This window comes from Rhizobium leguminosarum, assembly GCF_002953715.1.
GTDB lineage: Bacteria > Pseudomonadota > Alphaproteobacteria > Rhizobiales > Rhizobiaceae > Rhizobium > Rhizobium leguminosarum_V.
The window spans coordinates 1-26,337 of sequence record NZ_CP025013.1; the positions used below are offsets into that span (position 1 = coordinate 1).

Annotated in this window: 25 protein-coding genes; 19 read left to right on the forward strand and 6 right to left on the reverse strand. The window is 60.2% G+C overall.

Translation table 11 applies throughout. The features are described 5' to 3' along the window. From repA to CUJ84_RS24330, 9 genes are all read left to right on the forward strand, one after another. A complete protein-coding gene (gene repA / locus CUJ84_RS24290) occupies positions 1–1,194 on the forward strand; it encodes a plasmid partitioning protein RepA (protein ID WP_105008296.1) in 1,194 nt (397 codons plus the stop codon). A 4-nt stretch (positions 1,195–1,198) separates the two neighbouring features. Next, positions 1,199–2,200, forward strand: a complete 1,002-nt coding sequence (gene repB, locus CUJ84_RS24295; protein ID WP_105008297.1) for a plasmid partitioning protein RepB — start codon at positions 1,199–1,201, stop codon at positions 2,198–2,200. A 154-nt stretch (positions 2,201–2,354) separates the two neighbouring features. After that, the gene (gene repC / locus CUJ84_RS24300; protein WP_105008298.1) at positions 2,355–3,659 is read left to right on the forward strand and encodes a plasmid replication protein RepC; all 1,305 of its coding nucleotides are present in this window, start codon (positions 2,355–2,357) and stop codon (positions 3,657–3,659) included. Positions 3,660–3,772: 113 nt separating this feature from the next. Continuing rightward, on the forward strand, positions 3,773–4,657 hold the full coding sequence (locus tag CUJ84_RS24305) for a dihydrodipicolinate synthase family protein (protein WP_105008299.1): 885 nt from the start codon (positions 3,773–3,775) through the stop codon (positions 4,655–4,657). A gap of 7 nt (positions 4,658–4,664) precedes the next feature. Further along, on the forward strand, positions 4,665–5,342 hold the full coding sequence (locus CUJ84_RS24310) for a GntR family transcriptional regulator (RefSeq protein ID WP_018245752.1): 678 nt from the start codon (positions 4,665–4,667) through the stop codon (positions 5,340–5,342). A gap of 55 nt (positions 5,343–5,397) precedes the next feature. Further along, the gene (locus CUJ84_RS24315; protein ID WP_105008300.1) at positions 5,398–6,726 is read left to right on the forward strand and encodes an ABC transporter substrate-binding protein; all 1,329 of its coding nucleotides are present in this window, start codon (positions 5,398–5,400) and stop codon (positions 6,724–6,726) included. Continuing rightward, entirely contained in the window at positions 6,726–7,664 is a 939-nt protein-coding gene (locus CUJ84_RS24320) for a carbohydrate ABC transporter permease (RefSeq protein WP_105008301.1), read from the forward strand. Before CUJ84_RS24315 ends, CUJ84_RS24320 begins: the two co-directional genes overlap by 1 nt. Continuing rightward, a complete protein-coding gene (locus CUJ84_RS24325; protein ID WP_003550140.1) occupies positions 7,664–8,479 on the forward strand; it encodes a carbohydrate ABC transporter permease in 816 nt (271 codons plus the stop codon). The genes CUJ84_RS24320 and CUJ84_RS24325 overlap by 1 nt, the downstream gene beginning before the upstream one ends. A gap of 18 nt (positions 8,480–8,497) precedes the next feature. Then, entirely contained in the window at positions 8,498–9,451 is a 954-nt protein-coding gene (locus CUJ84_RS24330) for a sugar kinase (RefSeq protein ID WP_105008302.1), read from the forward strand. A gap of 78 nt (positions 9,452–9,529) precedes the next feature. Here the strand turns inward: CUJ84_RS24330 and CUJ84_RS24335 are convergent, their stop codons facing one another. From CUJ84_RS24335 to CUJ84_RS24345, 3 genes are all read right to left on the reverse strand, one after another. Continuing rightward, positions 9,530–10,375: a carbohydrate ABC transporter permease gene (locus tag CUJ84_RS24335; RefSeq protein WP_027686420.1), complete on the reverse strand. Its 846-nt coding sequence runs from the start codon at positions 10,373–10,375 to the stop codon at positions 9,530–9,532. 5 nt (positions 10,376–10,380) lie between these two features. Beyond that, entirely contained in the window at positions 10,381–11,319 is a 939-nt protein-coding gene (locus CUJ84_RS24340; RefSeq protein WP_105008303.1) for a carbohydrate ABC transporter permease, read from the reverse strand. Positions 11,320–11,406: 87 nt separating this feature from the next. Next, positions 11,407–12,654 (reverse strand): ABC transporter substrate-binding protein, encoded by a 1,248-nt coding sequence (locus tag CUJ84_RS24345; RefSeq protein ID WP_105008304.1) that lies wholly within the window; start codon positions 12,652–12,654, stop codon positions 11,407–11,409. Positions 12,655–13,221: 567 nt separating this feature from the next. On the opposite strand from CUJ84_RS24345, the gene CUJ84_RS24355 reads away from it, so the two are divergent. After that, positions 13,222–14,256, forward strand: coding sequence for a LacI family DNA-binding transcriptional regulator (locus tag CUJ84_RS24355; RefSeq protein WP_018444874.1), 1,035 nt, complete (start codon positions 13,222–13,224; stop codon positions 14,254–14,256). Positions 14,257–14,274: 18 nt separating this feature from the next. On the opposite strand, the gene CUJ84_RS24360 is transcribed toward CUJ84_RS24355, so the two are convergent. Both CUJ84_RS24360 and CUJ84_RS24365 read right to left on the reverse strand, forming a co-directional pair. Further along, complete coding sequence (locus CUJ84_RS24360) at positions 14,275–15,210, reverse strand: alpha/beta hydrolase (protein ID WP_105008305.1); 936 nt, start codon at positions 15,208–15,210, stop codon at positions 14,275–14,277. After that, positions 15,207–16,355 (reverse strand): Gfo/Idh/MocA family protein, encoded by a 1,149-nt coding sequence (locus CUJ84_RS24365; RefSeq protein ID WP_105008306.1) that lies wholly within the window; start codon positions 16,353–16,355, stop codon positions 15,207–15,209. Before CUJ84_RS24365 ends, CUJ84_RS24360 begins: the two co-directional genes overlap by 4 nt. Positions 16,356–16,638: 283 nt before the next feature. Between CUJ84_RS24365 and CUJ84_RS24370 the strand changes: the two genes are divergently transcribed. Continuing rightward, on the forward strand, positions 16,639–17,457 hold the full coding sequence (locus CUJ84_RS24370; RefSeq protein WP_105008307.1) for a sugar phosphate isomerase/epimerase family protein: 819 nt from the start codon (positions 16,639–16,641) through the stop codon (positions 17,455–17,457). Positions 17,458–17,549: 92 nt separating this feature from the next. Here CUJ84_RS24370 and CUJ84_RS24375 read toward each other — a convergent pair whose 3' ends face one another. Further along, positions 17,550–18,311, reverse strand: coding sequence for a DeoR/GlpR family DNA-binding transcription regulator (locus CUJ84_RS24375; RefSeq protein WP_018245741.1), 762 nt, complete (start codon positions 18,309–18,311; stop codon positions 17,550–17,552). 245 nt (positions 18,312–18,556) lie between these two features. Here CUJ84_RS24375 and CUJ84_RS24380 point away from each other — a divergent pair, with 245 nt between their 5' ends. The 8 genes from CUJ84_RS24380 to CUJ84_RS24415 all read left to right on the forward strand — a co-directional run bounded on the left by CUJ84_RS24380 (position 18,557) and on the right by CUJ84_RS24415 (position 26,318). Then, positions 18,557–19,357: a class I fructose-bisphosphate aldolase gene (locus CUJ84_RS24380; RefSeq protein WP_017956604.1), complete on the forward strand. Its 801-nt coding sequence runs from the start codon at positions 18,557–18,559 to the stop codon at positions 19,355–19,357. Between the two features lie 3 nt (positions 19,358–19,360). Next, the gene (locus CUJ84_RS24385) at positions 19,361–20,302 is read left to right on the forward strand and encodes a PfkB family carbohydrate kinase (protein WP_105008308.1); all 942 of its coding nucleotides are present in this window, start codon (positions 19,361–19,363) and stop codon (positions 20,300–20,302) included. Positions 20,303–20,640: 338 nt separating this feature from the next. Next, positions 20,641–21,786: an ABC transporter ATP-binding protein gene (locus CUJ84_RS24390; protein ID WP_105008309.1), complete on the forward strand. Its 1,146-nt coding sequence runs from the start codon at positions 20,641–20,643 to the stop codon at positions 21,784–21,786. 127 nt (positions 21,787–21,913) lie between these two features. Continuing rightward, positions 21,914–22,990, forward strand: a complete 1,077-nt coding sequence (locus tag CUJ84_RS24395) for a Gfo/Idh/MocA family protein (protein ID WP_105008310.1) — start codon at positions 21,914–21,916, stop codon at positions 22,988–22,990. Beyond that, a complete protein-coding gene (locus CUJ84_RS24400) occupies positions 22,990–23,835 on the forward strand; it encodes a sugar phosphate isomerase/epimerase family protein (protein WP_105008311.1) in 846 nt (281 codons plus the stop codon). The genes CUJ84_RS24395 and CUJ84_RS24400 overlap by 1 nt, the downstream gene beginning before the upstream one ends. Further along, a complete protein-coding gene (locus CUJ84_RS24405; protein WP_105008312.1) occupies positions 23,832–24,641 on the forward strand; it encodes an alpha/beta fold hydrolase in 810 nt (269 codons plus the stop codon). The genes CUJ84_RS24400 and CUJ84_RS24405 overlap by 4 nt, the downstream gene beginning before the upstream one ends. A 4-nt stretch (positions 24,642–24,645) precedes the next feature. Beyond that, a complete protein-coding gene (locus tag CUJ84_RS24410; RefSeq protein WP_105008313.1) occupies positions 24,646–25,347 on the forward strand; it encodes a ribulose-phosphate 3-epimerase in 702 nt (233 codons plus the stop codon). Positions 25,348–25,361: 14 nt separating this feature from the next. After that, positions 25,362–26,318 carry an ROK family protein gene (locus tag CUJ84_RS24415; RefSeq protein ID WP_105008314.1) on the forward strand — a complete coding sequence of 319 codons (957 nt, stop codon included), beginning with the start codon at positions 25,362–25,364 and terminating at the stop codon, positions 26,316–26,318. Positions 26,319–26,337 lie beyond the last annotated feature (19 nt).

A 26,337-nucleotide genomic window follows, 5' to 3' on the forward strand; every position in this document is an offset into this window, starting at 1 on the left:
ATGCAGCCGAGTCTTGCTCTTCAGGACGATCAAGAGCACCTCCCATCGCTTCTGGCAACAGATGCGAAGGAGTTGTCCTATCAACTTCAGCAGCATCAGGCAAAAATCTTTCCCCCGCTGTCGCAAAAAACCATCAGAACATTTTCGCCGGCGGAAGCTGCGGCTTTCATCGGTATCGGCGAAGGTTATCTCCGGCAGGTGGCCGCCGACGGCCATGGGCCCGATCCGCTCGCAAACGGACGGCGGCTTTACAGTGCAACGGATATGGACCGGATTCGCCGGGTTCTCGACGAGCGAAACGGAACGCCGAAATATGTGCCGGCCCGCAGGCCGGGCGAAAAGCTCCAGATTATCTCCGTCATGAATTTCAAGGGCGGCTCAGGCAAGACCACCACTGCGGCCCATCTGGCGCAGTTCATGGCGCTCAGGGGCTACCGCGTGCTCGCCGTCGACCTCGATCCGCAGGCCTCCTTGTCTGCCTTGTTCGGCCATCAGCCGGAGTTCGATGTCGGAGAGGGCGAAACGATCTACGGCGCGATCCGATATGACGATCCGCGCCCCATCGCCGACATCGTGCGTGCCACCTACACGCCCAATCTCCATCTCATTCCGGGCAATCTCGAGCTGATGGAATTCGAGCATGAGACGCCGAAGGCGATGGCGTCGGGGACGGCGGAGACGATGTTCTTTGCCCGCATCGGCGAGGTCCTGACGGAGATCGAAAGCCTTTACGACGTCGTGGTTATCGACTGCCCGCCGCAGCTGGGGTTCCTGACGATGTCGGCGCTCTGCGCGGCAACCTCGGTCTTGATCACGGTCCACCCGCAGATGCTGGATGTCATGTCGATGTCGCAGTTTCTGACGATGACGAGTGAGCTGATGTCGGTCGTGGAAAAGGCTGGCGGACGTACCAGCTATGACTGGATGCGCTATCTCGTGACCCGGTTCGAACCGAACGACGGACCGCAAAGCCAGATGACCGGCTTCATGCGGGCGATTTTCGGCAATCGAATGCTGCACAATGCCATGGTGAAATCGACGGCGGTCGCCGATGCCGGCGTCACCAAGCAGACTCTCTACGAGGTCGAGCGGTCGCAGTTCACACGCGGAACCTATGATCGGGCGCTGGAATCCCTCAACCTCGTGAATGGCGAGATCGAGGCGCATATTCGCTCCACCTGGGGGAGGAAATAGATAGATGGCGCGCAAGAACCTCATCGAAATCTCCGCTCCGAACCCGGAAAGGATGGACGCAGTCGCACCGCGCGACAATCGTCCGATCGCCGGATTCGTGCCGCAGGAGCGCAGTGCCGCGCCGGTCGGCGGCATTACCAAGACGCTCGGCAACATTACCGAGAAAATGGAGCGGGCGAGTGAACTGGAACGGCAGCTCGCCGCCGGCCAGACTATCGTTGAGCTCGATCCCGGCCTGATCGACGCTTCCTTCGTCAGCGATCGATTGGCGATCGATGCGGCCGAACTCGCGCAGCTTGTCGAACAGATCCGCGAGCACGGGCAGCAGGTTCCGATCCTTGTCCGCCCGCATCCTGAAAGCAGGGGCCGCTACCAGGTCGCTTATGGCCATCGACGCCTGGCAGCCACCCGAGAAATCGGCATCCGGGTGCGTGCGGTCGTCCGCGATCTCACCGACGGTCAGCTGGTCGTCAGCCAGGGGCAGGAAAACAGCGCTCGAACCAATCTCTCCTACATCGAGCGGGCGCTCTTCGCATCGCGGCTCGAGGAACGCAGCTTTGGCCGCGATGTCATCATGGCGGCTCTCGGCGTGGACAAGGCGGCGCTGTCGAGAATGCTGATCGTCATACGACAGGTCCCCCTGGGGCTCGTCAACGCCATCGGTGCAGCACCTGATATCGGCCGCCGGCGATGGTTGGAACTCGGCGAGCGGCTTGAGAAAGCCGACGTCGAGAAGATCATCGCGGAGTTGTCCGCGGACGACGCGCGCAAAATTTCGAGCGACGAGCGGTTTCAGCGGGCACTCGTTCTGGCAACGAAGAAGACGGCCGCGCCGAAGCCGGCTGTGGCCAAATCTCAGATCAGCGGTGTGCCTGTCATGATCAAGAAGACAGCATCTGGTGCGACCTTCGTCTTCGACGGCAAGACCGCGCCCGGTTTCGATCAATTCGTCCAGGAAAGGCTGAAGGGCCTGTTCCAGGAGTTCAACAAGGACAGAGGAGCGTAGCGCGCAAAAGAAAAAGGCCCCCAACGACGCCGTCGTGGAAGCCCTTCTCAGATCTTAAGCACATCGAGAATCGCATTTCCCCGAATCACAGTCAAGCGTCTTAGGCACCAAATTGGTGGATGGTTTTCTTTTGCCTGAACGAAGGTGAAGGCAAATGGAGAGTGGATATGTGACGACGCCCTTTGGGCGGCGGCCGATGTCGCTTGGCATGCTGGCAAGCCAGCAACTGGCCGAGACCATCGAACCGGGAATGAAACGCAGCAAATGGAAGCTGTTCAGGGCGATCTGTGAGGCGCGGCCTGCGCTCGGCGTGACCGATCGGGCGCTGACGGTGCTCGACGCGCTTTTGACCTTTTACCCAGACGACGAGATTTCCGAGGAGAAGGGGCTGATTGTCTTCCCGTCGAATGCGCAGCTTTCGTTGCGCGCTCGAGGCATGACGCCAGCCACCCTCAGGCGGCATCTTGCCGTCCTGGTCGAGGCCGGCCTGATCCTGCGCAAGGACAGTCCGAACGGAAAGCGCTATGCGCGCCGCGACAGGGCAGGGGCCATCGGCGAGGCCTTCGGCTTCAGCGTCGCGCCGCTTCTGGCGCGTGCTGTCGAGATCGAAAGCCTGGCCGCCCAGGCGGTTGCTGATAGGGAGCTGTTGCGGGTGATGAGGGAACGTCTGACGGTGTACCGGCGCGATATCTCCAAGTTGATCGCGGCGGCGCTCGAAGAAGGGGTTTCCGGCGATTGGGAAGGCATTTCGGCGATGTTTCGAACGCTCCTTGCTCGGATTCCTCGCGTGGCGACCGCAGAAGAACTGGCACCATTGCTTGATGAGATGGGGCTGCTGCGCACCGAAATCGTCAACGTGCTGGAAAGACGGATAAAAACACAAAAAATAGACGCCAATGAGTCTCAAATTGAGCATCACAAACAGAATTCAAATCCCGACTCCATTTATGAACCTGAACCAAGCTTCGAAACGAAGCAGGGCGAAAAGGCAGCGGCCGATCATGAACCGAACGCCGGGCCGCCAGACGAACGAAGATTGAAACAGCAGAAGCCGTCCGGCGGGATGAGCAACAGGGCGGGAGGCGCGGTCGATCCAGGGGCCGGGCCAAGCCTGAAATCCTTCCCGCTCGGCCTTGTCCTCCAAGCCTGCCCCAGTATTCTCGACTACGGGCCAGGCGGAACTATCGGCAATTGGCGAGACCTGATGTCGGCCGCCGTCGTCGTGCGCTCGATGCTCGGCGTCAGTCCCTCGGCCTATGAGGAAGCCTGCTCCGGCATGGGGCCGGAAAACGCCGCAACCGTGATCGCCTGTATCCTGGAAAGGGGAGGGCACATTAACTCGCCCGGCGGTTACCTCAGGGATCTGACCCGAAGGACCGAAAGGGGCGAGTTTGCGATCGGCCCGATGCTGATGGCGCTCGTTCGGGCGAACGGGCCGGCAGCAAGGCATGCCAGTTGATCGTAAGGAAGCTACGGCCGTGACAATCGTGTAACGAGGCAGTGCGCAATCACCTCTTTACAGCTAACATGTTAGTCTGCTACATCTGACGCGGTAATTGGGAGGAAGCATATTTGACACAGAAATTCGGGCTCTCGGTCGCGCTTGCGACACCGTTCGACAGTAATGGCAATATCGCGATCGAGGCGATGATCGAGCAGGCGCGGCGCAGCCTCGCGGTCGGATGCTCGAGCGTTACGCTGTTCGGGACGACGGGTGAAGGCTCTTCCATCGGCACGCAGGAACGTGAACGTGTCCTCGCTTCCATGCTCGATAGCGGGATAGCAGCAAAGCAAATCATCGTCGGCGTGCTGGTCGACGCGGCCGAGGATGCGGCGATGCTGGCGGATCACGCGCTTTCCAAGGGAGCGCGCAATATCCTTCTTGCTCCCCCTTCCTATTTCAAGAACGTCAGTGATGACGGCGTTTTCCAGTGGTTTTCGGCTGTCTTCGCAATCCTCGGCGACAAGGCGCGAGACATTATCGTCTACAACATTCCCTCGCTCACCATGGTTCCGCTGACCGTATCGTTGATCGGCCGGCTGCGGACCGCCTTTCCCAACATCGTTATAGGCGTCAAGGATTCCTCCGGCGACTGGCCTTTCACGGAAACGCTATTGAAGGTGCATGGCGATCTCGTCATCCTTGTGGGGGACGAACGTCACCTCGCCAAGGGCGTGCGGCTTGGCGGCCAGGGTGCGATCTCCGGCATGGCGAATTTTGTGCCACGCGAGGTCAAGCTGATGGCGGAGGAAGGCAAGGACGATTCTCGCGTCGAGGGTTTCGTGGAGGAACTGCTGAAATTTCCGGTGACTGCCGCCGTGAAAACCATGGTCACCCACGTGACGTCGGATGAAATCTGGCTTGCGGTTCGTCCGCCACTCGTCTCAATATCCGCAGAAGGGCAGGCGCAACTCTTTCTTGCCTTCGATACTCTTTTCCGCTCGAAAGCGGCATAGGGCGGACATGTTTCTGGGAGAGGCGATGGACGGAACCGACGAGCAGCCGACACTGCGGGAAAAGGCGTATGAAAGCTTCACACGCCACCTTCTTGCGCGTGATGTGCGCCCCGGCCAGTTCGTTTCGCAGCGCCGCCTCGTCGAGCTGACGGGGCTGACGCTTGGCGCCATCCGCGAACTTATCCCGAGGCTCGAAGCCGAAGGTCTGATCAAGACAGTGCCCCAGCGGGGTTTGCAGATCGCTCATATCGACCTTAACCTCATTCGCGAGGCGTTCCAGCTGCGCGTCTTCCTGGAGAAGGAAGCCGTCGCGCTTTTCACCCGCTCTGCGTCTGACGAGACGATCGCCAAGCTTTTGAAACAGCATCGTGATATTGCCGACGCCATTCGAAACGGCGATGGATCGCACGAATTGGAAGTGCACGCGCAAGCTGTCGATTGGGGCATGCATGATGCCTTTATCGATGCTTTGGGAAATACCATCATCTCGAACGCTTACCGGGTGAACTCGATCAAGATGCGCCTGATCAGTCAGGATCGTTTTCGCATCGATGGTCACGTCGGACCCGTCATGGGCGAGCACCTCAAGGTGCTCGAGGCGATCGAACGACGATCGGCGGAGGACGCCGTCAACAGCCTTGTCGCACACATCAATCATGCAAGAGATCGTGCGCTCAGGATATAATCGGAAATAGGCAGCCGGGGGTGAGGAGACCGCCGGCAAAAGGAGGAGGAATCACATGTCATCGTTTTTAAATCCGACGAGACGCGGCTTTCTGGCGGGTACGGCCGCTTTTGGCGCCAGCAGCATGCTCGGCGTGCGGCTGGCATCGGCTGCCGTCGATTGGAAGCGCTTTGCCGGCACGACGCTCGAAGTCAACCTGGTCAAGAGCCCACGCAGCGAAATACTGCTGAAGTACCTGTCCGAATTCGAGGAGCTCACCGGCATCAAGGTCAATGCCGAAGCGACGCCCGAACAACAGCAGCGTCAGAAGACGACCATCGAGCTGAGCTCGGGCAAGCCGAGCTTCGATGTCGTGCACATGAGCTATCATGTCCAGAAGCGACAGTTCGAAAAGGGCGGTTGGCTTGCCGATATCAGTGGTTTTCTCAAGGATCCCTCTCTGACCGACCCGTCTCTGGTTGAAAGCGACTTCGCCGAAGCCGGCCTGACTTTTGCCAAGGATCCGGACGGCGTTCTGCGTTCGCTCCCGTTCTCGGTTGACTACTGGATCATCTATTGGAACAAGGCGCTGTTCGAGAAGAAGGGGCTTGCCTACCCGACGACGTTCGAAGAACTCGCCAGTGCTGCGGAGGCGCTCACCGATCCTTCCACCAACACCTACGGCTTCGTCGCCCGCGGCCTGAAGAACGCCAATACGCCGGTCTGGACGTCGTTGCTGCTCGGATATGGTTCGAGCCCGCTCGGCCCTGATGGCAAGCTGCGCACGACATCGCAGGAAGCGATCGATGCGGCCAAGCTTTACCAAAGGCTGATGACCAAGACCGCCCCTCCCGGCGTCTCCGGCTTCAACTGGGCCGAGGCGCAGTCGGCCTTCCTGCAGGGCAAGATCGGCATGTGGCTGGACGGCGTCGGTTTTGCGCCGCCGATCGAGAATCCGGAAAAGTCGCGCGTCGTCGGCCAGGTCGGTTACGGCATCATGCCGAAAGGCCCGAAGGCACAAGCCGCAGGCACCTTCGGCGACGGGCTTGGCGTCGTCGCGGCAAGCCAGAAAAAAGAAGCTGGATATCTCTTCTGCCAATGGGCGATTTCGCATGAAATGGGCGCACGCCTGCTGCAGGCCGGCGCCGGCGTTCCTTTCCGCCAGTCCGTCCTCGAGGATGCGAAGGTCCGCGAAGGCGTCAAGATGCCGGGCGCATGGCTTGATGCCGTCGTTGGTTCCGGCAAGATCTCGCGGCTCGCGCTGCCGGTCATCATTCCGGTCACCGAGTTCCGTGACGTCTATGGCGTCGGTCTCACCAACATGATCGGCGGCGCCGATCCCGAAACCGAACTGAAGGCCGCGACGGCGCAGTTCGAACCCGTCCTGGCGAAAAGCGAGGGATAATGGCCTCGACAAGCATCGAAACGGCCGCAGTGGCAAAGACGTCGAAAGGAAGGAGCAAACCGGATCGGTTTGCTCCCAACTACTGGCCCTTCGTCATCCCGGCGCTCATCGTCATAGCTGCCGTCATCGTCTTCCCGTGGGTGTTTACGATATGGATGAGCGTCAACAGCTGGACGCTCGGCCAGTCCCAGATCTTTGCGGGACTGGACAATTACGTGCGGCTCGCCTCCGACATGCGCTTTTGGGAGTCGCTGTGGCATACGGTGCTTTATACGACGCTCTCCGTGGTGGTTCCCCTTTTTCTGGGGACGCTTGCGGCGCTGATCTTCGATGCTCAATTTCCGTTGCGCGGTCTTATACGCGGCATATTCGTGATGCCGATGATGGCCACACCCGTCGCCATCGCCCTCGTCTGGACGATGATGTTTCATCCGCAGCTCGGCGTCCTCAACTATCTCCTCTCCTTCATCGGCATCGGCCCGCAGGAGTGGATCTATAATCAGAGCAGCGTCATCCCGTCGCTGGTGTTGGTCGAGACCTGGCAGTGGACGCCGCTTATCATGTTGATCGTGCTCGGCGGTCTGGCGGCGGTTCCGCGCGAGCCCTATGAGAGTGCTGAAATCGACGGAGCCAATGTCTGGCAGAAATTCCGCTATCTGACGCTGCCGATGATCGCGCCGTTCCTGATGATTGCCGTGATCATCCGCAGCATCGATGCGGTGAAAAGTTTCGACATCATCTATGCCATGACCCAAGGCGGTCCCGGCACGGCGTCGGAGACGATCAACATCTATCTCTACAACACCGCTTTCGCCTACTACGATATCGGCTATGGCTCGGCCATGGCGGTTGTCTTCTTCATCCTCATCGTCCTGCTCTCCTTCGTCCTTATGATGCTCCGGCAGCGCGTGAATTGGTCCGACGGGGAGGCACGCTGATGAAGCGCAAGACGCTCGATCGCATTGGACTGCTGTTTGTTGCTTTGGTGATGATCTCGCCGGTCGTCCTGTTCTTTCTCTGGATGATCTCGCTGTCGCTGAAATATGAGATCGACAACGGCGCCTATCCGCCGATCTTCATCCCGGAGCGCTTGGCCTGGTCGAACTATCTGAAGGTCTTCGAAGAGAACAACTTCTTCCTCTATCTCTGGAATTCGGTGCTGGTGACGGGTGCGGCCACGCTTCTGGCGCTGCTGATCGGCGTGCCCGCCGGATATGGCATCGCTCGGCTGAAGGCGGAGAAGTCCGCGATGGTCATCATGATCGCGCGCATGACGCCCGGCCTTTCTTTCCTGATCCCGCTCTTCCTGCTGTTCCAGTGGCTGAACCTGCTCGGCACGCTGATGCCGCAGATCATCATCCATCTCGTGGTCACCGTGCCGATCGTCGTGTGGATCATGATCGGTTATTTCGAGACGACGCCGATGGAGCTGGAAGAGGCTGCAAGCATCGATGGCGCAACACCCTGGCAGGTTTTCCGGCTGGTCGCCTTGCCGATCGCAAGGCCGGGCATCGTGGTCGCCTTCATCCTGTCGGTCATCTTCTCGTGGAACAACTTCGTCTTCGGCATCGTGCTTGCCAGCCGCGAGACGCGCACGCTTCCTGTCGCGGTCTACAACATGCTCTCCTTCGAGCAGGTCAGTTGGGGTCCGTTGGCGGCGGCGGCGTTGATTGTCACCTTGCCCGTCCTGATATTGACGGTGTTTGCGCAACGGCAGATCGTGGCGGGCCTGACGGCCGGAGCCGTCAAGTGAACGGGTGAGACAACGGTTTTGACGACTTCTGCCTTCGACCCGCCTCCCGGTCAGGCGCGCCGCGTTTTGTGTGTTGGCGCGGCGGTTATGGACACGTTGTTTCGCGTGCGCTCGTTACCGACCGGCCAGGGCAAAATTCTGCCTTACGATATGCTGCAGATTGCCGAAGGCATGGCATCGAGCGCTGGCTTTGCGGTCACCCGGCTGGGCGGCAAAGCCAGCCTCTGGGGTGCGGTCGGCAATGACGCCATCGGCGAACGCATCATCGCCGACCTCAGCAAGAGCGGCATAGACACGGGCGGTATGGTGCGCGTCGAAGGTGCCCGCTCGGCCGTCTCGACGATCCTTATCGATGATCAGGGCGAGCGCTTGATCGTGCCTTTCTACGATGCAGGCCTGCACGAGACGGTCAAGCCGGTCACAAAGCAGGATGTTTCCGTTTTCGATGCGGTGCTGGTCGACGTCCGGTGGCCGAAGCTTGCACTGCGAACGCTGTTGGCAGCCAGAGACGCGGGCAAGCCGGCCATTCTCGATGGCGACGTTGCAGGTGATGGCGTGATCGAGATGCTGGCACCGGCCGCCAGCCACATCGTGTTCTCGCAGCCGGCCGCCGAGCGGCTTGCCGGAACAGCCGAGCTAGTGAAGGTCGTCAGTCTTCTGAAGCGAAAGTTCGAGCATGCCTTCATCAGCGTCACCGCAGGCGAAAATGGCTGCTTCTGGTTCGATGATCGAACCGGCGAAATTGTCCATCTTGCCGCTCCGAAGGTGAGAGCCGTCGACACGCTCGCAGCCGGCGATATTTTCCATGGCGCTTTTGCGCTGGCTACTGCGGAAGGCTTGCCGATCGAAGAGACGATGCGTTTGTCATCCATGGCGGCAGCACTCAAATGCCAGGTGTTCGGTGGACGTATCGGTGCGCCCACCAGAGCCGAGGTCTGCGATGCCCTGCTGGATTGGAGCGCTGGGCGGTAGTCTTGGCGGGCAGGCAGAGCGGAGAAGTGATCTGCCTGCAGTATGCGTTTTCAAAGCCAGTTTAGGATCAGCGCTCCATCAGCTTTTGACGGAGCCGGCGGTCATGCCTGCCAGGAAGTAGCGTTGAGCAACCAGGTAAAGGACCAGAAGAGGAAGCGAACCGAGCACGCTCATCGCCATCATTTCGTTCCATTCGAAGGCGTGCTGGCCCATCAGAAGCTGGATACCGATCGGAACGGTTCTGAGGTCCATTGATTTCGTCAGCGTCAGCGCGAAGAGGAATTCGTTCCAGGCCAGTAGAAACGTGTAGACCGCCGTGGCGACGATCCCAGGGATGGAGACCGGAACGATGACGCGCCAGAGTGCTGTCCAGCTCGAGCCGCCGTCGACAAGGACGGCCTCGTCCAGCTCTTTCGGCAAGGTGTTGAGATAGCCTGTCATCAGCAGGATGGCATAAGGCAGTGTGAAGACCATGTAGGTGAGGATCAGCGCCAGATAGGTATCGAAGATCCTGAAGGCGACCACCATTCCGAAATAGGGGATGAGAAGGGTGATCGGCGGAACAGTCTGGGTGCTGATGATGAATATGTTCAAGGTGTTCTTGAATCGGAACTGATAGCGGCTGAAGCCGTAGGCGGTTACGATCGCGACGACGAGGGTCAGGCAGGTGACGACGCCGGCGACGAAGTAGCTGTTGATGAAGAACCGCACTTTCACCGGATCGTTGAAGATCGTCAGATAGGCGGCCACCGTAAAATCCTGCGGAAAAAGCCGCGGCGGAAGGGCGAAGATTTCCGTATTCGATTTCAGCGAACTGAAAAACATCCACACGATCGGAAAGGCTGAAAAGACCAGGCCGATCGCCAGGCCGAGATAGGTCAGGATGGTCGGCAATACCGAGCTCTTGAAGGAACGCTTTGCCATGGCGATCACCTGCGCTGCTGGTGTTTGATGTAGAAGTAGGTGACGCTCATCGAGATGATGAGGATGATCATCGCGCTCGCCGAAGCCAACGAGAATTCGTACTGCGAGAAGGCGAGCTTGTAGGTGAAGGTGGAAAGCACTTCCGTCGAATAGATCGGCCCGCCCCCCGTCGTCATCCACACCAGCGGAAAAACCTGCATCGTCCAGATGAAGTCGAGAAGCGCGATGCTGATGATGATCGGCATCAACTGTGGAATGGTGATGTACCAGAACTTTTGGAGTTCGTTGGCGCCATCGATACCGGCTGCCTCGTAGAGCTCCTTCGAAATGCCCTGGAGACCGGCAAGCAGGCTGACCATGTATAGCGGATAGCCTGCCCAGATATTTGCGAAGGTCAAAGCGTGAATGGCGGTGCGCGTGGAGGAGAACCACTCCACCTTGAAGTTGATGATGTGGAGCGCCATCAGCACGCTGTTGACGACGCCGTTCGGGTCGAGCAGCAGGCGCCAGATGATGGCGATGATGACGGCGGTGAACAGCCAGGGCAGTATGAAGAGCACACGCAGGATGCTGCGAATGAGCGGATCGACGCGGTTGGTGTTCAACAGCAGCGCGAATGCCAAGCCGATGATGAAGTGGAAGACGACGCTCATGATCGTGAAATAAAGCGTCTGTACGACCGACTGCCAGAAGACGGGATTCTCGAAGATGGTCACATAGTTCTGGACCCCCGCGAACGCAGCGCCCTTTTTCATGATGGCGCCGTCCATCAGAGAATATTTGAAGACCATCATCATCGGGAACAGCATCAGCAGAACAAGCAGCAGGGTCGCCGGCGACACGTAGAAATACGGCACCAGCTTCCTCAAAGTGCTGTAACGAAGCCATCCTTTTCTTCGCGTTTTGGCATGCGCGGCGACCAGAGCCGTAGCCGAATGATTCATGAGCTGTGACTTTCCATTCTGCCGAGATTTGACGACTTGCACCGGCAGCGCCAGATGGCGCTGCCGGTGATCGTGAAAGCGACGTGCTTAGAACTTCGCGAGCCACGCCTTCTGGGTATTGGCAGCCGCATCCTTGGCTGACTGCCCACCATCGAACATCTTCTGAACTTCGACGTTCATGTCGCGCATCAGCTCTTCGGCAACCGGAAGGCCGACGAATTCGTTTGCAGGATAGCCGCTCTGGAAGATTTTAAAAGCTTCCGCGAAGATCGGGTCCGATGCCACGAAATCCGGCTTGGCATGGACGTTGCCGGGGAAGGCGTTGGCAATCGAGACGAGACGGCCGTTGACGTCAGGGCTCATCAGGTATTCGACCAGCTTCCAGGCCTCTTCCTTGTGCTGGCTGCCCTCGCTGATGCCGATGCCCCAGGAGGCGTAGGGCATGCCGCGCTTGCCGGTGTAGCCGTCAGTGGCCGGCAAGGCTGATATGCCGAAGTTGAGCTTCGGATTGCGCTCGCGGATCAGGTTCACATGGGCGAGGGAATCCACCATCATGCCGACGCGGCCGTTGACGAATTCCTCGACCTTGTCCTGTTCCTTCTTGGCGAAAATGCCGGGAGAAATCACGCCTTCCTTGTTGAGGGAGGCGATATAGTCGAGCGTGCCGACGACGGCGTCGTTTTCGAGGTCCGGCTTGCCGTCCTTCAGCATCGAGGCGCCGGAGGCCCAGACCCAGGACATCACGTCGTTCTGGATGCCGCTCGGAGACTGCAGCGAGAGCGGCAGAACCCAGCCGTACTGGTTCTTCGAGGCGTCGGTCATCTTCTTCGCGGCGTTTGCAAATTCCGTGCGGGTCGTCGGCAGCTTGTCGACGCCGGATGCCTTGGCGATATCGAGGTTTACGAAGACGGGATAGACGAAGGATGCCAGCGGGAACATCACGCTCTTGCCATCGACCTTGACGATATCGGTGATCTGGCTCTTGTCGTACTTCGCCTTCTCCATCATTTCGTCCATCGAGGCGATCGCGCCCTGCTTGGCGAGCCCGTTTACCCAGGCACCATCCAGCCCCACCACGTCGCTCAGCGTACCGGAGGCGGCGCCGACGACGATTTGGTCACGCGTCGTGGCGTAGGGACCGCTGACCAGCGTCACCTTGATGCCGGGGTTTTTGGCTTCGAAATCGTTCATGATGCCGCGCAAGGCGCCGGACGGCATTTCGGGTTCCCACCATTGAATGAACTCGATGGTGGTGTCGGCAAACGCCGATGTGGCGCAGAGCGCCCATACCGCTACGGCCGCCCGCATGGTCACGCCGAATTTTCTGATATTCATCTGTGCCTCCCAAAGATTGTCAGTTAATCGATCCTCCTCAAGATCGTAGGCAAAGTAGGTTCCCTGAAGCCCCTATCTGTCAATGAAGAACTGCGATCGGGAAAGGATGGGAGGCCGGCATTCACGGCGTATGTTGAGTTAAATCATTGATAAAAAATAATAAAATTGATTGACATCATCAGTATTTTTCTGCAGCATTTGTGTTGCTTGTGACGCATTTTTTCTTTACTTTCGTAAACAAATGAAAGGTTACCCAACAAAGCGAAAAGCGTGGCACCCGGCGTCTTCACTGCAAATTTTTCGGATTTTGGTGCTGAAACAAGCGCCTTTTGCAACCACGCGGCGCAGACTGCGCAAGTCGCAGATGAAGGGAATATTTCGATTTTCGAAAGGGAGGGGATGGTCCGCACCAAAAATGACGGATCACACCGGCTACGCGTTGATTTTCGACGATTCCGGAAAACGAATATCACCCTGTACAAATTTTCGAATGCGTGATTTGGCGCGTCAGTGGATCTTCCGTTGAGTGCGAAATCAGTTGTCGTCGTCCCGCGAGTAAGGAATTGAATGGCCAAGAAAAGTTATAAATCGATGGACGACTTCGCGACCGCCGCCGGCGTATCGCGTCCGACATTGTCGAAATATTTCGACGATCCCTCGCAGATCAAGGAAGTGACCCGCAAGCGTATCGAGGCTGCTCTCAAGAAGTCGAATTTCGAGCCGAACCTGTTCGCGCGGCATCTCAATCGCAAACGGACCAGGAATATCGGGATTCTGGTCCCGACCATGTCGGATCCCTTTTATGTGCAGGTCGTGTCGCTGATCGAGCTGGAGTTGCGCGAAAAGGGATTCTGGCCCGTGCAGATCTCATCGCATACGCGGCCGGAGCTGGAGGCGGAGGCCGTGCGGACCTTGCTCTCGCTGAAGGTCGCAGGTGCGATCGTGGCGCCGCTCGGGGCCGGTTCGCGCCGTTCCGCACTGGAAAGACTAAGCGACGCAATCCCTGTCGTCTGCTTCGACAACCCTGCCAGCGCGGATCTTCCTTATGTCGGCAACGACAACGCGCAAAGCATGGCAGCCATTGTGCAATATCTCTGCCGGTCCGGTGAGCCACCGATATTCCTGGAAATTCCGCATTTGACCGAAAATGCCGGCGAGCGGCAGGCGAGCTACCGCGCGACCATGGCGAGGGAAGGGCATTCCCCGCTGGTCATCGATTGCGACGCACCACCTTCCTGGGAATTCGAGCGTCTCGGATACGAGCAGATGCAGAGAATTCTTGCGAATGGCGGTCTTCCCGGCAAAACGCTCCTATGCGCCAACGACCGCTTCGCTTTCGGCGCGATGGCAGCCGCATTCGCGTCGGGACTGAAAATCGGCCGGAACGACGCCTGTGATGTACGCATCGCCGGGCACGACGATCACCCGCTGAGCCGATATACCTGTCCGTCGCTGACGACGATGGCCCAGAACGCGCCCGAGATCGCCGCGAAATCCGTGGAGCTTTTGCTGGCACACATCGAAAGCGAAGATGATGGAACGACCCCTGTGACGAACAGGGTGATCCTCGAGGCGACGCTGGTCATGCGCGACTCGGCGTGAGTCAGTCGCGGTTGCGCCTCAACGGGCAAGCGCAGGGTCCATGGTGCGCCAGGCCATTGCAATGGCTTCAAGGGCCTCTTGCGCCTCCGGAATGGCTCGTCGCTTCGATACGAAGCCATGGATCTGTCCGGGCCAGGTCCGGCTTGTGGCCTGCGCTTCCAAGCTGAGCCGCTCGGCATAAGCGGCCCCTTCGTCGAACAGCACGTCGTATCCGGCAAGGATCACGAGGGCCGGCGCCACGCCTGCCAGCGACGCCACGCGCAGCGGCGAGGCGCGCCAATCCGGCCTGCTCGCGGCTTCTGGCAGATAGTGGTCTCGGAACCATTTCATGGCTGCGGCCGTCAGGCCGAAACCCTCCGCATAACGCAAGTAGCTGTCGCTTGCCTGCAACTGGTCGGTCACCGGGTAGATCAACACCTGTCCGATGACAGCCGGCACCTGTCCGTCCCGCGCCAGAAGGGCGACGACGGCGGCCAGATTGCCGCCGGCGCTATCGCCGGCGACGACAATTCTCGCTGGATCGATGCCGAGCGCATCAGCTTGATCGGTCATCCAGACGAGTGTGGCGGCGCAATCATCGATCGCTGCCGGAAAGGGATGTTCCGGGGCCAGGCGATAGTCGGGCGAAACCACGACGGCGCCTGCCATATTGGCAAGCGTCCGGCAGATATCCTCATGGGTTTCCGGTGCGCCGATCACAAAGCCGCCGCCATGGAGATAAAGCAGGGCCGGTGCGCCCTGGCGCGGCGCGGCGCGGCCGCGCCATATCTTCATCCTGATGGCGCCCAGATGCCTTTCCAACATCTCGGCCACGTCTTCGAGCGGCCGCTGGATGCCTGCGAAACCATCCAGATATTGCTGCCGCGCCAGCGCCGGCGTGCAGCTTTCGACCGGCGTTTCCGGATCGCCAGGCCAGGCAAGGGCGCGTTTGGCGGATTCATCCAGTTCTGTCATGCCGGCAAGCTCCTCGCTTCGTCTTCCCGCAATTCCCTTGGCTGTGCGACGATACCCGCAATGGTCTGTGCGACACCAGTTTCACCGGCACGCAGGATCGCTTCCATGACTTCGAGCACATGCAGCGCGAGATTGCCCGAAGCGCGTGGAGCACGGCCTTCGATGATTGCGCGCGCGAGATCGGCAAGCCCAAGCATGCGGTAGTTGGCGCGATCCGGCGCTGCGATCGGCCAGTTGATGGCACCGAAGAGTTCGCCTGATGTGTCCGTTTCCTGCCAGGGAGCGCCACGGCTGGAGAGCGCGACGGAGCCGCCGAAATTGTCGGGGTCGGGCAGGCGCAGCGAGCCTTCGGTACCGTGGAGCTCGATGGGGTGGTTGGAGTGGCGGAATACGTCCCAGGAGCTGCCGAAGGTGACCGTGGCGCCGCAATCGAATTCCAGCAGCGAAAGCACGCTGGTCGGCGTACCGACCCTGAATGTGGTGCCCTGTTTCGGCCCCTCGGCGGTGATGAGCCGCTCTTCCTGCCCGGTTGTGGCGACGGCCTGCACACGGCGGATCGGCCCCATCAGATTGACCATCATCGTCAGATAGTAAGGCCCCATATCCATGACCGGGCCTGCGCCGGCCTGGTAGTAGAAGCTGGGATCGGGATGCCAGTGCTCCATGCCGCGCCCCATCATGAAGGCTGTTCCAGTCACCAGCTTGCCGATAGCGCCGGCTTCCATCTGTCGCCGGGCATGGCGTCCGGCCGCTCCCAGGAACGTGTCTGGCGCCGAGCCAAGCATGAGGCCCTTCGCGGCGGCGGCATCCACCAGCCGGCGTCCTTCTGCGGCCGTGACGCCGAGCGGCTTCTCCGTGAAGACATGCTTGCCTGCCGACAGCGCCCGCATCGAAACGTCAAAATGCGCAGCCGGGATCGTCAGATTGAGGATCAGGTCGATGTTCCTGTCGTCAATGAGGCTATCGACGTCAGCCGCACGCAGATCGAACTCCGCTGCGCGGCGCTTGGCGGCGTCTGCGTTGAGATCTGCACAGGCGATGATTTCGACACCGCGGAACAGCGGCGCGTTGCGCATATAGGCGAGCGAAATATTGCCGCATCCCACAACGCCGATCCGGAGTTTCATGTCATTGGTCTGTGCCATCGAAGAACCTGATTTTGCCGTTGCGGGTGCGAAGGTTGAGGGGCGTGTTACATTTTAATCGCAAGGAATAAAATATATTGACGCACGGTAACATTTGACCATAGGTAATGGCAAGACGCTGGCGTCGCAATCCCCGCTGAAGAGCCTGCCGTTCCGGTCTTCGGCCGCCTCTCCAGGCGGAAGGGGCTTTCGGCAAGGCTAGCGAAGCTCCGAGGATTGCCCGCGCGGGGAAGCCGCCGACTTCGGTATCGGCTGCCATCAACGAATAGGTCAGGACCGAGATATGAAAAATGCTGAGCTGCAGATCGGCTGCCAAACATTCACCTGGGAGATGCTGGGTACCGATTGGAGCGGCGGTCCGGACGATCTGGTGCGCGCCATTGCCGATGGCGGATATGCCGGTATCGAAATCACCGACACGATGATCGGTCACTACGCGCTCAAGCCTGCCGACTTTGCCCGCACCCTGACGGATGCCGGCTTGGCGCTGGTTTCCTTTGCCTTCGGTTCCGCCAGCGGTTTCACGGTGGCGGAAAAGATTGCCTCCGATCTCGACATGGCGCGCCGATGGGTCGATTTCGCGGCGAACTTTCCCGGTGCGCTGGTATCGATGGGATCGGCGACGGTCGTCTCGGATGGTCCGCGTGATGAGAAATTCGCCATTGCGGCCGAGTGCTACAATCGTGCGACCGAGATCGGACAGTCGGCTGGCGTCGCCGTTGCCGTCCATCCTTCCTCGCACCACAATACGCTCCTCTTCACCCGCAACGACTATGATCGCCTGTTTGCTCTCATGGATCCAGGCGTGGGTTGGGTGCCGGATACCGGCCATATCCTGCGTGGCGGCCAGCAGATCGGCGACACGCTGGCGGCCCACCGGGACCGAATCCGCTACGTGCATCTGAAGGATGTCGACGCCGGCGGGACCTGGGCGATGCTCGGCGAAGGCGTCTGCGACGTGCCTGCCGTGATTTCGGCCGTTCGGGCTGCGCCGAAGTTTATCGGCTGGATCGTCGTGGAAGAAGAATCGGACCATGCCGGAACCGATCCTGCCGCAGCCGCTCGCGCCAACCGCGAGACGCTTCGCGGTCTGGGATTTTAGCCCTTCTCGTATTCCATGGCGTCGGCCAAAGCCATCTGTCGACGCCAAAGCCTCTCCTGTCTCTCTTATAAATTGGAGAGGTGGACTGCAGGTCACGCGTAGCGAACCTCGACGCCCAGCTTGTCCAGCCGGTGACGGATGCTGTGCGGCATGTTGCTGTCCGTGATGATCAGGTCGACGCGCGATAGCGAGAAGGCTTTGGAGGAGGCGCCAATGTCAAATTTGCTCGAATCCGCCACGAGAACGACACGCCGGGCCATGCGAACCAGGTTGCGCTTTGTCCGCGCAATATCCTCCGAGACATCGACGACGTCGAAGGCCTGATCGATCGCGTGGGCGCTGACAAAGGCCTGGTGGGCGACGAGGCCGCCGACCGCCTTGTCGGAGTCCGAGACGATCGTGCTCACGGTGCTGGGAAATACGCGGCCGCCGATCATGTGCACGTCGAGCCCTGGCCGGTACATCAGATGCTGCGCGATGTTCATCGCCGTCGTCGCAACCACGACGTTGTTGACCGGGGGCATCTGCATGGCCACTTGCAACAGCGTCGAACCGCTGTCGAAGACGATCGACTGATTGTCGATGATCTGCCGCGCAGCCATCTGGGCAATGCGTCGCTTCGCATCGAAATTGCGCTGCATACGTTCCTCGAATGCCGCTGCCGGCGAGTCGGACGGCAGGGCGATTGCCCCGCCATGTGTTTTGATCAGTTGCTTCTTCGCATCCATGATTTCGAGGTCGGAGCGGATCGTCACCTCCGAGACCTCGAAGAATTCCGCGAGCTGGCGGGTGCGTGCCTGACCGACACGTTGAAGTTCCAGCATGATCTGCTGCCGCCTCTGCTCTGCAAGCATTTGTGATCCCGACCTGTCGCCCTTTGCGACCATATGACTTTTGAAAAACGAAAGTTCGCCGCCTTATCCTACGGCTCTTGCTACAAAAATAGCCGCATGATGACGAAAATGCACGTCAAAAATTCATCATCCATGTAAAAACGAAAGAAATCGAAATATTGAATATTTGTTTGTTTTCGAGTTAGGGTTTCCCCAGCATCGGCGCCAGCAATCGCAAAGCCGGCAATCACAAAGGAAGTATCGCCATGGGTCTCGGAACCAAAGTCCGCCTCGCACGCCTGTTCTCGAACCCATCGGGTCATCTGTTCGGAGGCGCCGTCGATCATTTTGTCGGTTATGGCAATGTGCGTGAGGGCGGGCTTGCCGACCTGCCGGGTGCGCTCAGACGCGTCATGGCGGGGGGGCCTGACTACATCAGTATCCAGCCCGGCGCGGCGCGCCACCTCTGGTCGGAATATGCAGGAAAGGCAGCGCTCGTCATTCAGGGCGGTTGCTTCACCGCCGACGACCGCATTCGCCAGCTCATTGCGACCCCGGAAGATGCGGTGCGTTATGGTGCGGACGCTCTGGCTGTCGCCATTCCCGTGCGTGGCGCCACCGAAGGAGAGTACATTCGCTGGCTCACCGATACGGTCAACGCTGCCGCCCGCTTCGAGATGCCGGTCGTCGCCCATGTCTATCCCCGTGATTTCTCCGACGGTGGCAAGATCGTGTTCACCCCGGATGAGATTGCCTATGCAGTGCGCATCGGCTTCGAGGCCGGCGTCGACGTGATCAAGGTCGGCTACACCGGCGATTTCGAGTCCTTCCGCGAGACCGTTGCGACCTGCCCGATTCCGGTCGTGATCGCCGGCGGCCCAAAGACCGATACGCTGCTCGGAGCGCTCGTCCAGACCTCGGAAGCATTGCGCGCTGGAGCCAAAGGCGCCGTCGTCGGTCGCAACCTTTGGGGTCACGGCGATACCACCATGGCCGCGCGCGCCTTCAAGTTCGTCATTCACAACGGGATGGCGCCGGAGGATGCGCTGGCGGCGGCCGGTGCTTGAGACGTGTCGCGCCCTTTCCAGGTTCTGGGCTTCGGCGCCCTGGCAATCGATGACATCATCTATGTCGATCGGGGGCTGACGGCCGGCAAGGGGAAAGTGACGAAGCGTGCCACGGACCATGGCGGCAACGTGGCGACGGCCCTGGTTGCCGTCGCCCGGCTCGGCGGGCGCGCCGGCTTCATCGGCTGGCTCGGCGATGAGCCAGCAGCCGATGTGGCGGGCAGCGAGCTCGAGCGGGACGGCGTCGACATATCGCTGGCTCCGCGCCACGCGGATGCCGCGCCGATCCGCTCCGTGATCACGGTTGGTCCCGACGGCGACCGGTTCATCGCTTATGACGACGATGTGCTGCACGGCACGTCGGATGCACTGCCCGACGATGTTCTGATGCAGACCCCGGTATTGCTGATCGATGGCTATGCCACGCACTCGGAAAGTGTCGTGGCGCGCGCACGCGTCTTGGGCCTGGCCGTGATTGCCGATATCGAATGGACAGTCGGTGCCGCGACCGACCGGATCCTGGCTTTCGCCGACCACCTGGTGCTGCCGCTTACCTTCGGGCGGGAGTACACCGGCGAGGGTGATCCCACTGTGATCCTGGACAGGCTCTGGTCCACGGATCGATCCGCGGTTGTTCTGACTGATGGCGAACGAGGGACCTACCTCCGCCAGAAAGGCGATGCCACCCGGTGGCATGTGCCGGCCTATCAGGTTCAGGCGGTCGATACGACCGGCGCCGGGGATTGTTTTCACGGTGCCTACGCCCTTGCCCTCGCGGAGGGGAAGAGCCCGCTTGATTGCACTGCCTATGCCACGGCGGCGGCGGCCATTTCCGTGACCGCACGGGGAGGGCGCAGAGGCCTGCCAGATCACCGGACGTGCCTGGCATGGATGGCGGCGGAGAATGCGCCCGCGCCGCTCCCGCTACCGGCGTGCCAAAAATGAGCGCGGGCGGCGATGGGTGCCGGGGCCGGTCGACCGCCCCAACAGAGCCGCACGGGTGACGTGTCATTGAATCGCATTGAGCGATCTCTCAACAGCTGTGCTTCGATCAAAAAATTACGCGCGATAAAAAATATAGTTCCGCAATTGATTTTTAATTTATTGAAAAAGATATTTATTTTTCAAATAGATATGAAAAATTGCTGGTGATCTATGGCGACTTCAATTCGATTCGTCTGTTGACTTTGAAGCTCAGTCCTGAGCCTTCTTGTCGAAAGGATCGGAGACGGCGGGGAGCGCCGTCTGAAGATGTGATCCGGACTGGTACGGGAGGACGAGACGTGGCTGTGGTTGTACTCGACAAAATCTGCAAGACCTATGGAAACAGCTACCATGCGATCAAGGATCTGAGCCTGACGATTCATGATGGCGAGTTTCTGATTCTGGTCGGCCCATCCGGATGCGGAAAATCGACCGCTCTGCGCATGATTGCCGGGCTCGAGGAAATCAGCAGCGGAACGTTGAGCATCGGCGGTCAGGACGTCGTGGATCTCGCGCCCAAGGACCGGGACATTGCCATGGTCTTTCAGAGCTATGCGCTCTATCCGCACATGACCGTGTTCGACAACATTGCCTTTTCGATGAAACTGGCCGGAAAGAACAAGGCCGAACGCACCAAGCGTGTCCATGAGATCGCCAAGATCCTGCAGCTGGAATCCTTGCTGGGCAACAAGCCCGCACAGCTTTCCGGCGGCCAGCGCCAGCGTGTTGCGATGGGCCGCGCCATGGTCCGCGAGCCCGCGGCATTCCTCATGGACGAACCGCTCTCGAACCTTGATGCGAAGCTGCGTGTTCAGATGCGGGCAGAGATCGCCAGCCTGCAGAGACAGCTGGGCGTGACGACGATCTACGTGACGCACGACCAGACCGAAGCGCTGACCATGGGCGATCGGGTCGCGGTGCTGAAGGGCGGTGTGCTTCAGCAGGTGGATACGCCCAAGGCTCTGTATCACCGCCCGGTCAATGCGTTCGTCGCGGGCTTTATCGGTTCGCCGTCGATGAATCTTTTCGAAGGGCGTCTGGAGGGCGGGCGCATCCATCTGCCGGGCTTCTCCATTCCCTTGTCCGACGGCGCTTTCGAGCGCTCTCCCGGTCTTTCCGCCTTCGAGGGAAAGGCTGTGATCTTTGGGGTCAGGCCTGAGGACCTCTACGACAGCCGGTTGCCGTCAGGCGCCTCCCATCCGACGATCCCGGTTGTCGTGAAGTCGATCGAGGAGCTCGGCTCCGAGTTGATCGTGCATTTGAAGATCGACGCAGTCCGGATCGACTCGGGCGACCCCGATGCCGTCGAGGATCTGAGCGGTGCCGCCAACGCCGTCGCGCGGTTTGAAGCTGTCAGCGCGGTCGAGACGGGCCAATCGATCAACCTGGCGATCGACCCGGCGAAACTACACTTTTTCCATCCTCAAACGCATACGGCGCTCTGATGTGACGAGGGAGAGCCAGCCGGCGCTGGTGGTGATCCGGCCAGAAGACGTCGACGACGTTTGAAAGCATTCCATCCGACGCCGAAACCAGCATTCATCTTCAATATCCGACCCGAAGGGCTTATCGATGCCAGCAAAACAGGAACGACGTCTCCGCATCGGCGTATTGGGAGCGGGCCAGATTGCCCAGGCCGCGCACTTCGAGAGCTGCACCAAGGCAGCCAATGCCGACCTCTATGCGATTTGTGACGTTGCCGAGGATCTCCGCGAACGTATGGCAATCACCCATGGGGCGGAGAAAACCTATGGCGACTACGACAAGATGCTGGCCGATCCCGACCTCGATGCGGTGATTATCGCGACCGCCGATGCTTTTCACGTCCCGGCTTCCATTCGTGCCCTCCAAGCGGGCAAGCATGTCCTGTGCGAGAAACCCGTCGGTGTCACCATCGAGGAATGCCTTGAACTGAAGGCCGCGGTCGACAAGTCGGGAAATGTGTTTCAGGTCGGCCATATGAAGCGTTTCGACGCGGGGCTCCAGGCTGCCAAATCCTTCATCCTCGATGAAATGGGCGAGATGGTCGCTTTGAAAGCATGGTATTGCGACAGCACGCATCGCTATCCGATGACCGATGCGGTCCAGCCCCTGATCGTCACCAGCGCCAATGCGCGGAAGCCCTCCGCCAATCCGAAGGCCGACCTGCGGCGCTACTACATGCTTGCCCATGGTTGCCATCTGATCGACACCGCACGTTATTTCGCCGGCGACATCATTTCCGTCAGCGCTCGCCTGTCGGAGCGAGCTGGCATCTGGTGCTGGTTCGTGGACGTGGAATTTGCCTCCGGCACGCTCGGCCATCTCGATCTCACCGTCCAGGTGCGCATGGACTGGCACGAAGGCTTCCAGATCTATGGCAAGAACGGCAGCATTTTGGGCAAGACCTATAACCCATGGTACTACAAGACCAGCGAGGTGGACATTTTCCGCGAAGCGGATGGAGCCACCCATCGCGTTCTCGGTGCTGACGGCCATTTCTATCGCCGTCAGGTCGAAGGCTTCGCCCGCACCATTCTGGATGGCGCGGTGATGGAAGGCGCCGACATCGATGATGGCCTGGCATCCGTACGGGCCATGGTCGCGGTTGCGCGCTCCGTCGAAAGCGGCAAGGCGGTTGCGCTGGCCGACGTCACGGGTGGCGTGTGATGAAGCTCGGCATCTTCGCAAAGACCTTCGAGGGAACGGAACCCGCAACCGTTCTCAACTCGGTCGCCGCGGCCGGGTTCACCTGCGCCCAATATAATATGGCCTGCTCGGGCCTTCCGCCGATGCCAGAGATCATCACGGAAGCCCAGGCTCGCTCGGTCGCCGAAGCGGCGCGCGCGAGCGGCGTCGAAATCGTTGCCGTTTCCGGCACCTTCAACATGATCCACCCGGATCGCTCAGTGCGCGAGGCCGGCCTTCGTAACCTCGCGACGCTGGCCGAGCGCAGCACCGGCATGTCGACCGCCCTGATCACGCTCTGCACCGGCACGCGCGACCCCATCGACCAGTGGAAGGCGCACGCCGACAACGATACGCCGGAGGCCTGGCGGGACCTCCTCGAAGCCCTGGGAACGGCCATCGAGATCGCCGAGCGTTATGATGTTGATCTTGGCATCGAGCCCGAGCTTGCCAATGTCGTCAACTCGGCTGAGAAAGCCTACCGGCTGATCACGGCACTGAAGAGCCCCCGCATCAAGATCGTGCTCGATCCGGCCAATCTCTTCGAGGTCGCGACGCTGGATGAGCAGCGGAGCATCGTGTCTTCCGCCATCGACCTTCTGGCCGATCGGATCGTCATGGCGCATGCGAAAGACCGCAATCCCGACGGCAGTTTCGCGACCGCCGGCAAGGGTGTCCTCGACTATGGGCATTATCTCGGCCGTCTCAAGGCGATTGGTTTTAACGGCAGTCTTGTCACGCATGGTCTTTCGGCCTCGGAGGCGGCCGGTGTGGCGGCCTTCCTGAAGAATAGCCTCGACGGTAATTCTGCGGGGGCAGGCAGATGAGACGGGCTCAACCGTTCGAAACCAGCGACGGGACCATTCTCAATGTGGATATGGCGGACGAGGGCGCGTCCGTCATATTCCAGCATGGCTTATGCGGAGACGCGGCGCAGACCGACGAAGTCTTTCCGCTCGAAACGGGTTTTCGCCGGGTAACGATCGAAACGCGGGGCCACGGCCACTCCCAAGCCGGCAATCTGGAGCAGTTGTCGATCGCGACCTTCTGCGATGATATCGCCGCCTATATCGAAAAAAACCTTACGCTGCCGATCGTAATCGGCGGCATCTCGATGGGTGCTGTGATCGCCTTGCGTCTGGCGGTCAAGCGGCCCGATCTTGTCAAGGCTCTGATCTTTGCAAGGCCGGCCTGGCTGACGGCACCCGCGCCTGAGAATATGGCACCCAACGCCGAAGTCGGGCGGCTTCTGAAAACTCTGCCGCCGGATGACGCAAAGACCGCGTTCCTTGCCGGGCCGGTGGGCGTGCGGCTCGCCACTGAGGCACCGGACAATCTGGCCTCGCTTGCCGGCTTTTTCTCCCGCACGCCTTTGGATGTGACCGCCGAACTGCTCACCCGGATCTCAAATGACGGTCCTGATGTGACCGACGAGGACGTCGGCAATCTCACCGTACCGACGCTGGTTATCGGCCATGATCGGGACAGCATTCATCCTCTCAGCCATGCGCGTGCTCTTGCCGAGCGAATTGCCGGCGCGCGTTTCGTGCAGATCACGCCGAAGACCGAGAGCCGCCCGCGATACGTCGCCGACTTCCGGCTTGCCATGGGCCATTTTCTGAAGGAGCTCTGAAACAATGACGACCCCCTCCAAGTCCTGGATCGCCGATCTTCCAAAGGATCGCCTGATTGCCGAATTCTCGGTCTGGTCGGCCGATCTCGTGCGTCTCGCGGATGATCTGGCGCGTGTCGATCGTCACGTCGACATCCTCCACATCGATGTCGCCGATGGCCATTTCGCGCCGGCCATGTTGTTTTTCCCTGATCTGGTTGCCGGCGTGCGCAAAGTGTCCTCGCGCCCGATCCATGTTCACCTGATGGTCGCCGACAGCATCCTCCTGTCGCAGATCGAGCAGTTCGCCGATGCGGGCAGCGACCTGATCAGTCTTCATGTTGAAAACGACAGCGTCGCCGCCGAGGCGCTCGATCTTCTCGATCGCCGCGGTGTCGCAGCCGGCATGGTGCTCAAGGTCGATACTCCCGTCGAACGCGTCGAGAAATATGCTTCCCGGCTGCGCTTTGTGACGATGCTCGGTACGGCGATCGGCGTGAAGGGCCAGGGCCTCGACGAAAAGGCCGGCGCGCGGCTTCAGCATGCAAAACAGATCATCGCCGGCTGTGGTGCGGCTCATCGGATCGTGCTTGCGGCCGATGGCGGTATTCGCGAGCACACTGTGCCTCTTCTGCGCCAGTCGGGCGCGGAAACGGTCGTTCTCGGTTCCCTGGCTTTCAATGCGCCGTCGCTCGACGAGCGGATGGCATGGGTGCGCGCACTCTAACTCATGGTCTTCACATGCAGCAGGTTGCCATTGGAATCGACCTCGGTGGGACGCAGGTGCGCGCTGCCCTCGTCGACGAGCAGGGCAAAATTCTCGCCCGCGCAGCCGAACCAACGGATGCGCGGGCAGGGCCTGACCGGGTGCTCGACCAAATCTGCGGCCTGACAGATGGACTGCTTGCAGCATCGAACCCCGCTTCTGTGGTGGGCGTCGGCGTATCCGCTCCGGGCCCGCTCGATACGGTCGCCGGTGTCGCCTCGAATATCCCGACCCTCTCCGGCTTTGTCGACTTTCCGCTGAAGGCGGAGTTGCAGAAGCGGTTTCCGTTTCCGGTCGACCTCGAGAATGATGCTATAGCCGCTGCCATCGGCGAGTGGCAGTTCGGAGCCGGCAAAGGACTCGACAATTTGGTCTATGTTACCGTGAGCACCGGCATTGGCGGTGGCGTTGTGTCGGACGGTCGCGTGGTGCGCGGCCGCAAGGGCATGGCAGCCCATGTCGGGCACATGTCGGTCGTGCCGAACGGAGAGCTTTGCCCCTGCGGCAACAGGGGTTGTTTCGAGGCCTACGGATCCGGAACGGCTTTTGCGCGCCGCGCCCAAATCAGGGCTGTGGAATCCAGCGGGACGACAATAGGCAGCGATGGCGGCGCCATCGACAGCCGCAGCGTTTTTGCGGCGGCAAGAAATGGCGATCGTCTCGCAAATCAACTGATTGACGAGGAAGCGGAAATTCTCGGTCGCGGCTTCACCAGCCTGATCCATATCTTCAGTCCCGATATCATCGTGATGGGAGGCGGGCTTTCCCACGAGTTCGACCGGCTCCGACCCGGCATTCAAGGCTACATCACGCAATGGGCAATGCCGGCATTCAAGGATGTCAGAGTAGTGCTGGCGGCGTTGGATCAGAACTCGGGCCTCGTTGGCGCAGCAGCTCTGGCGTTTCTGACAGGGAAGGGCGTTCGGACCTGATCCAGACGTGCAAGGCGAC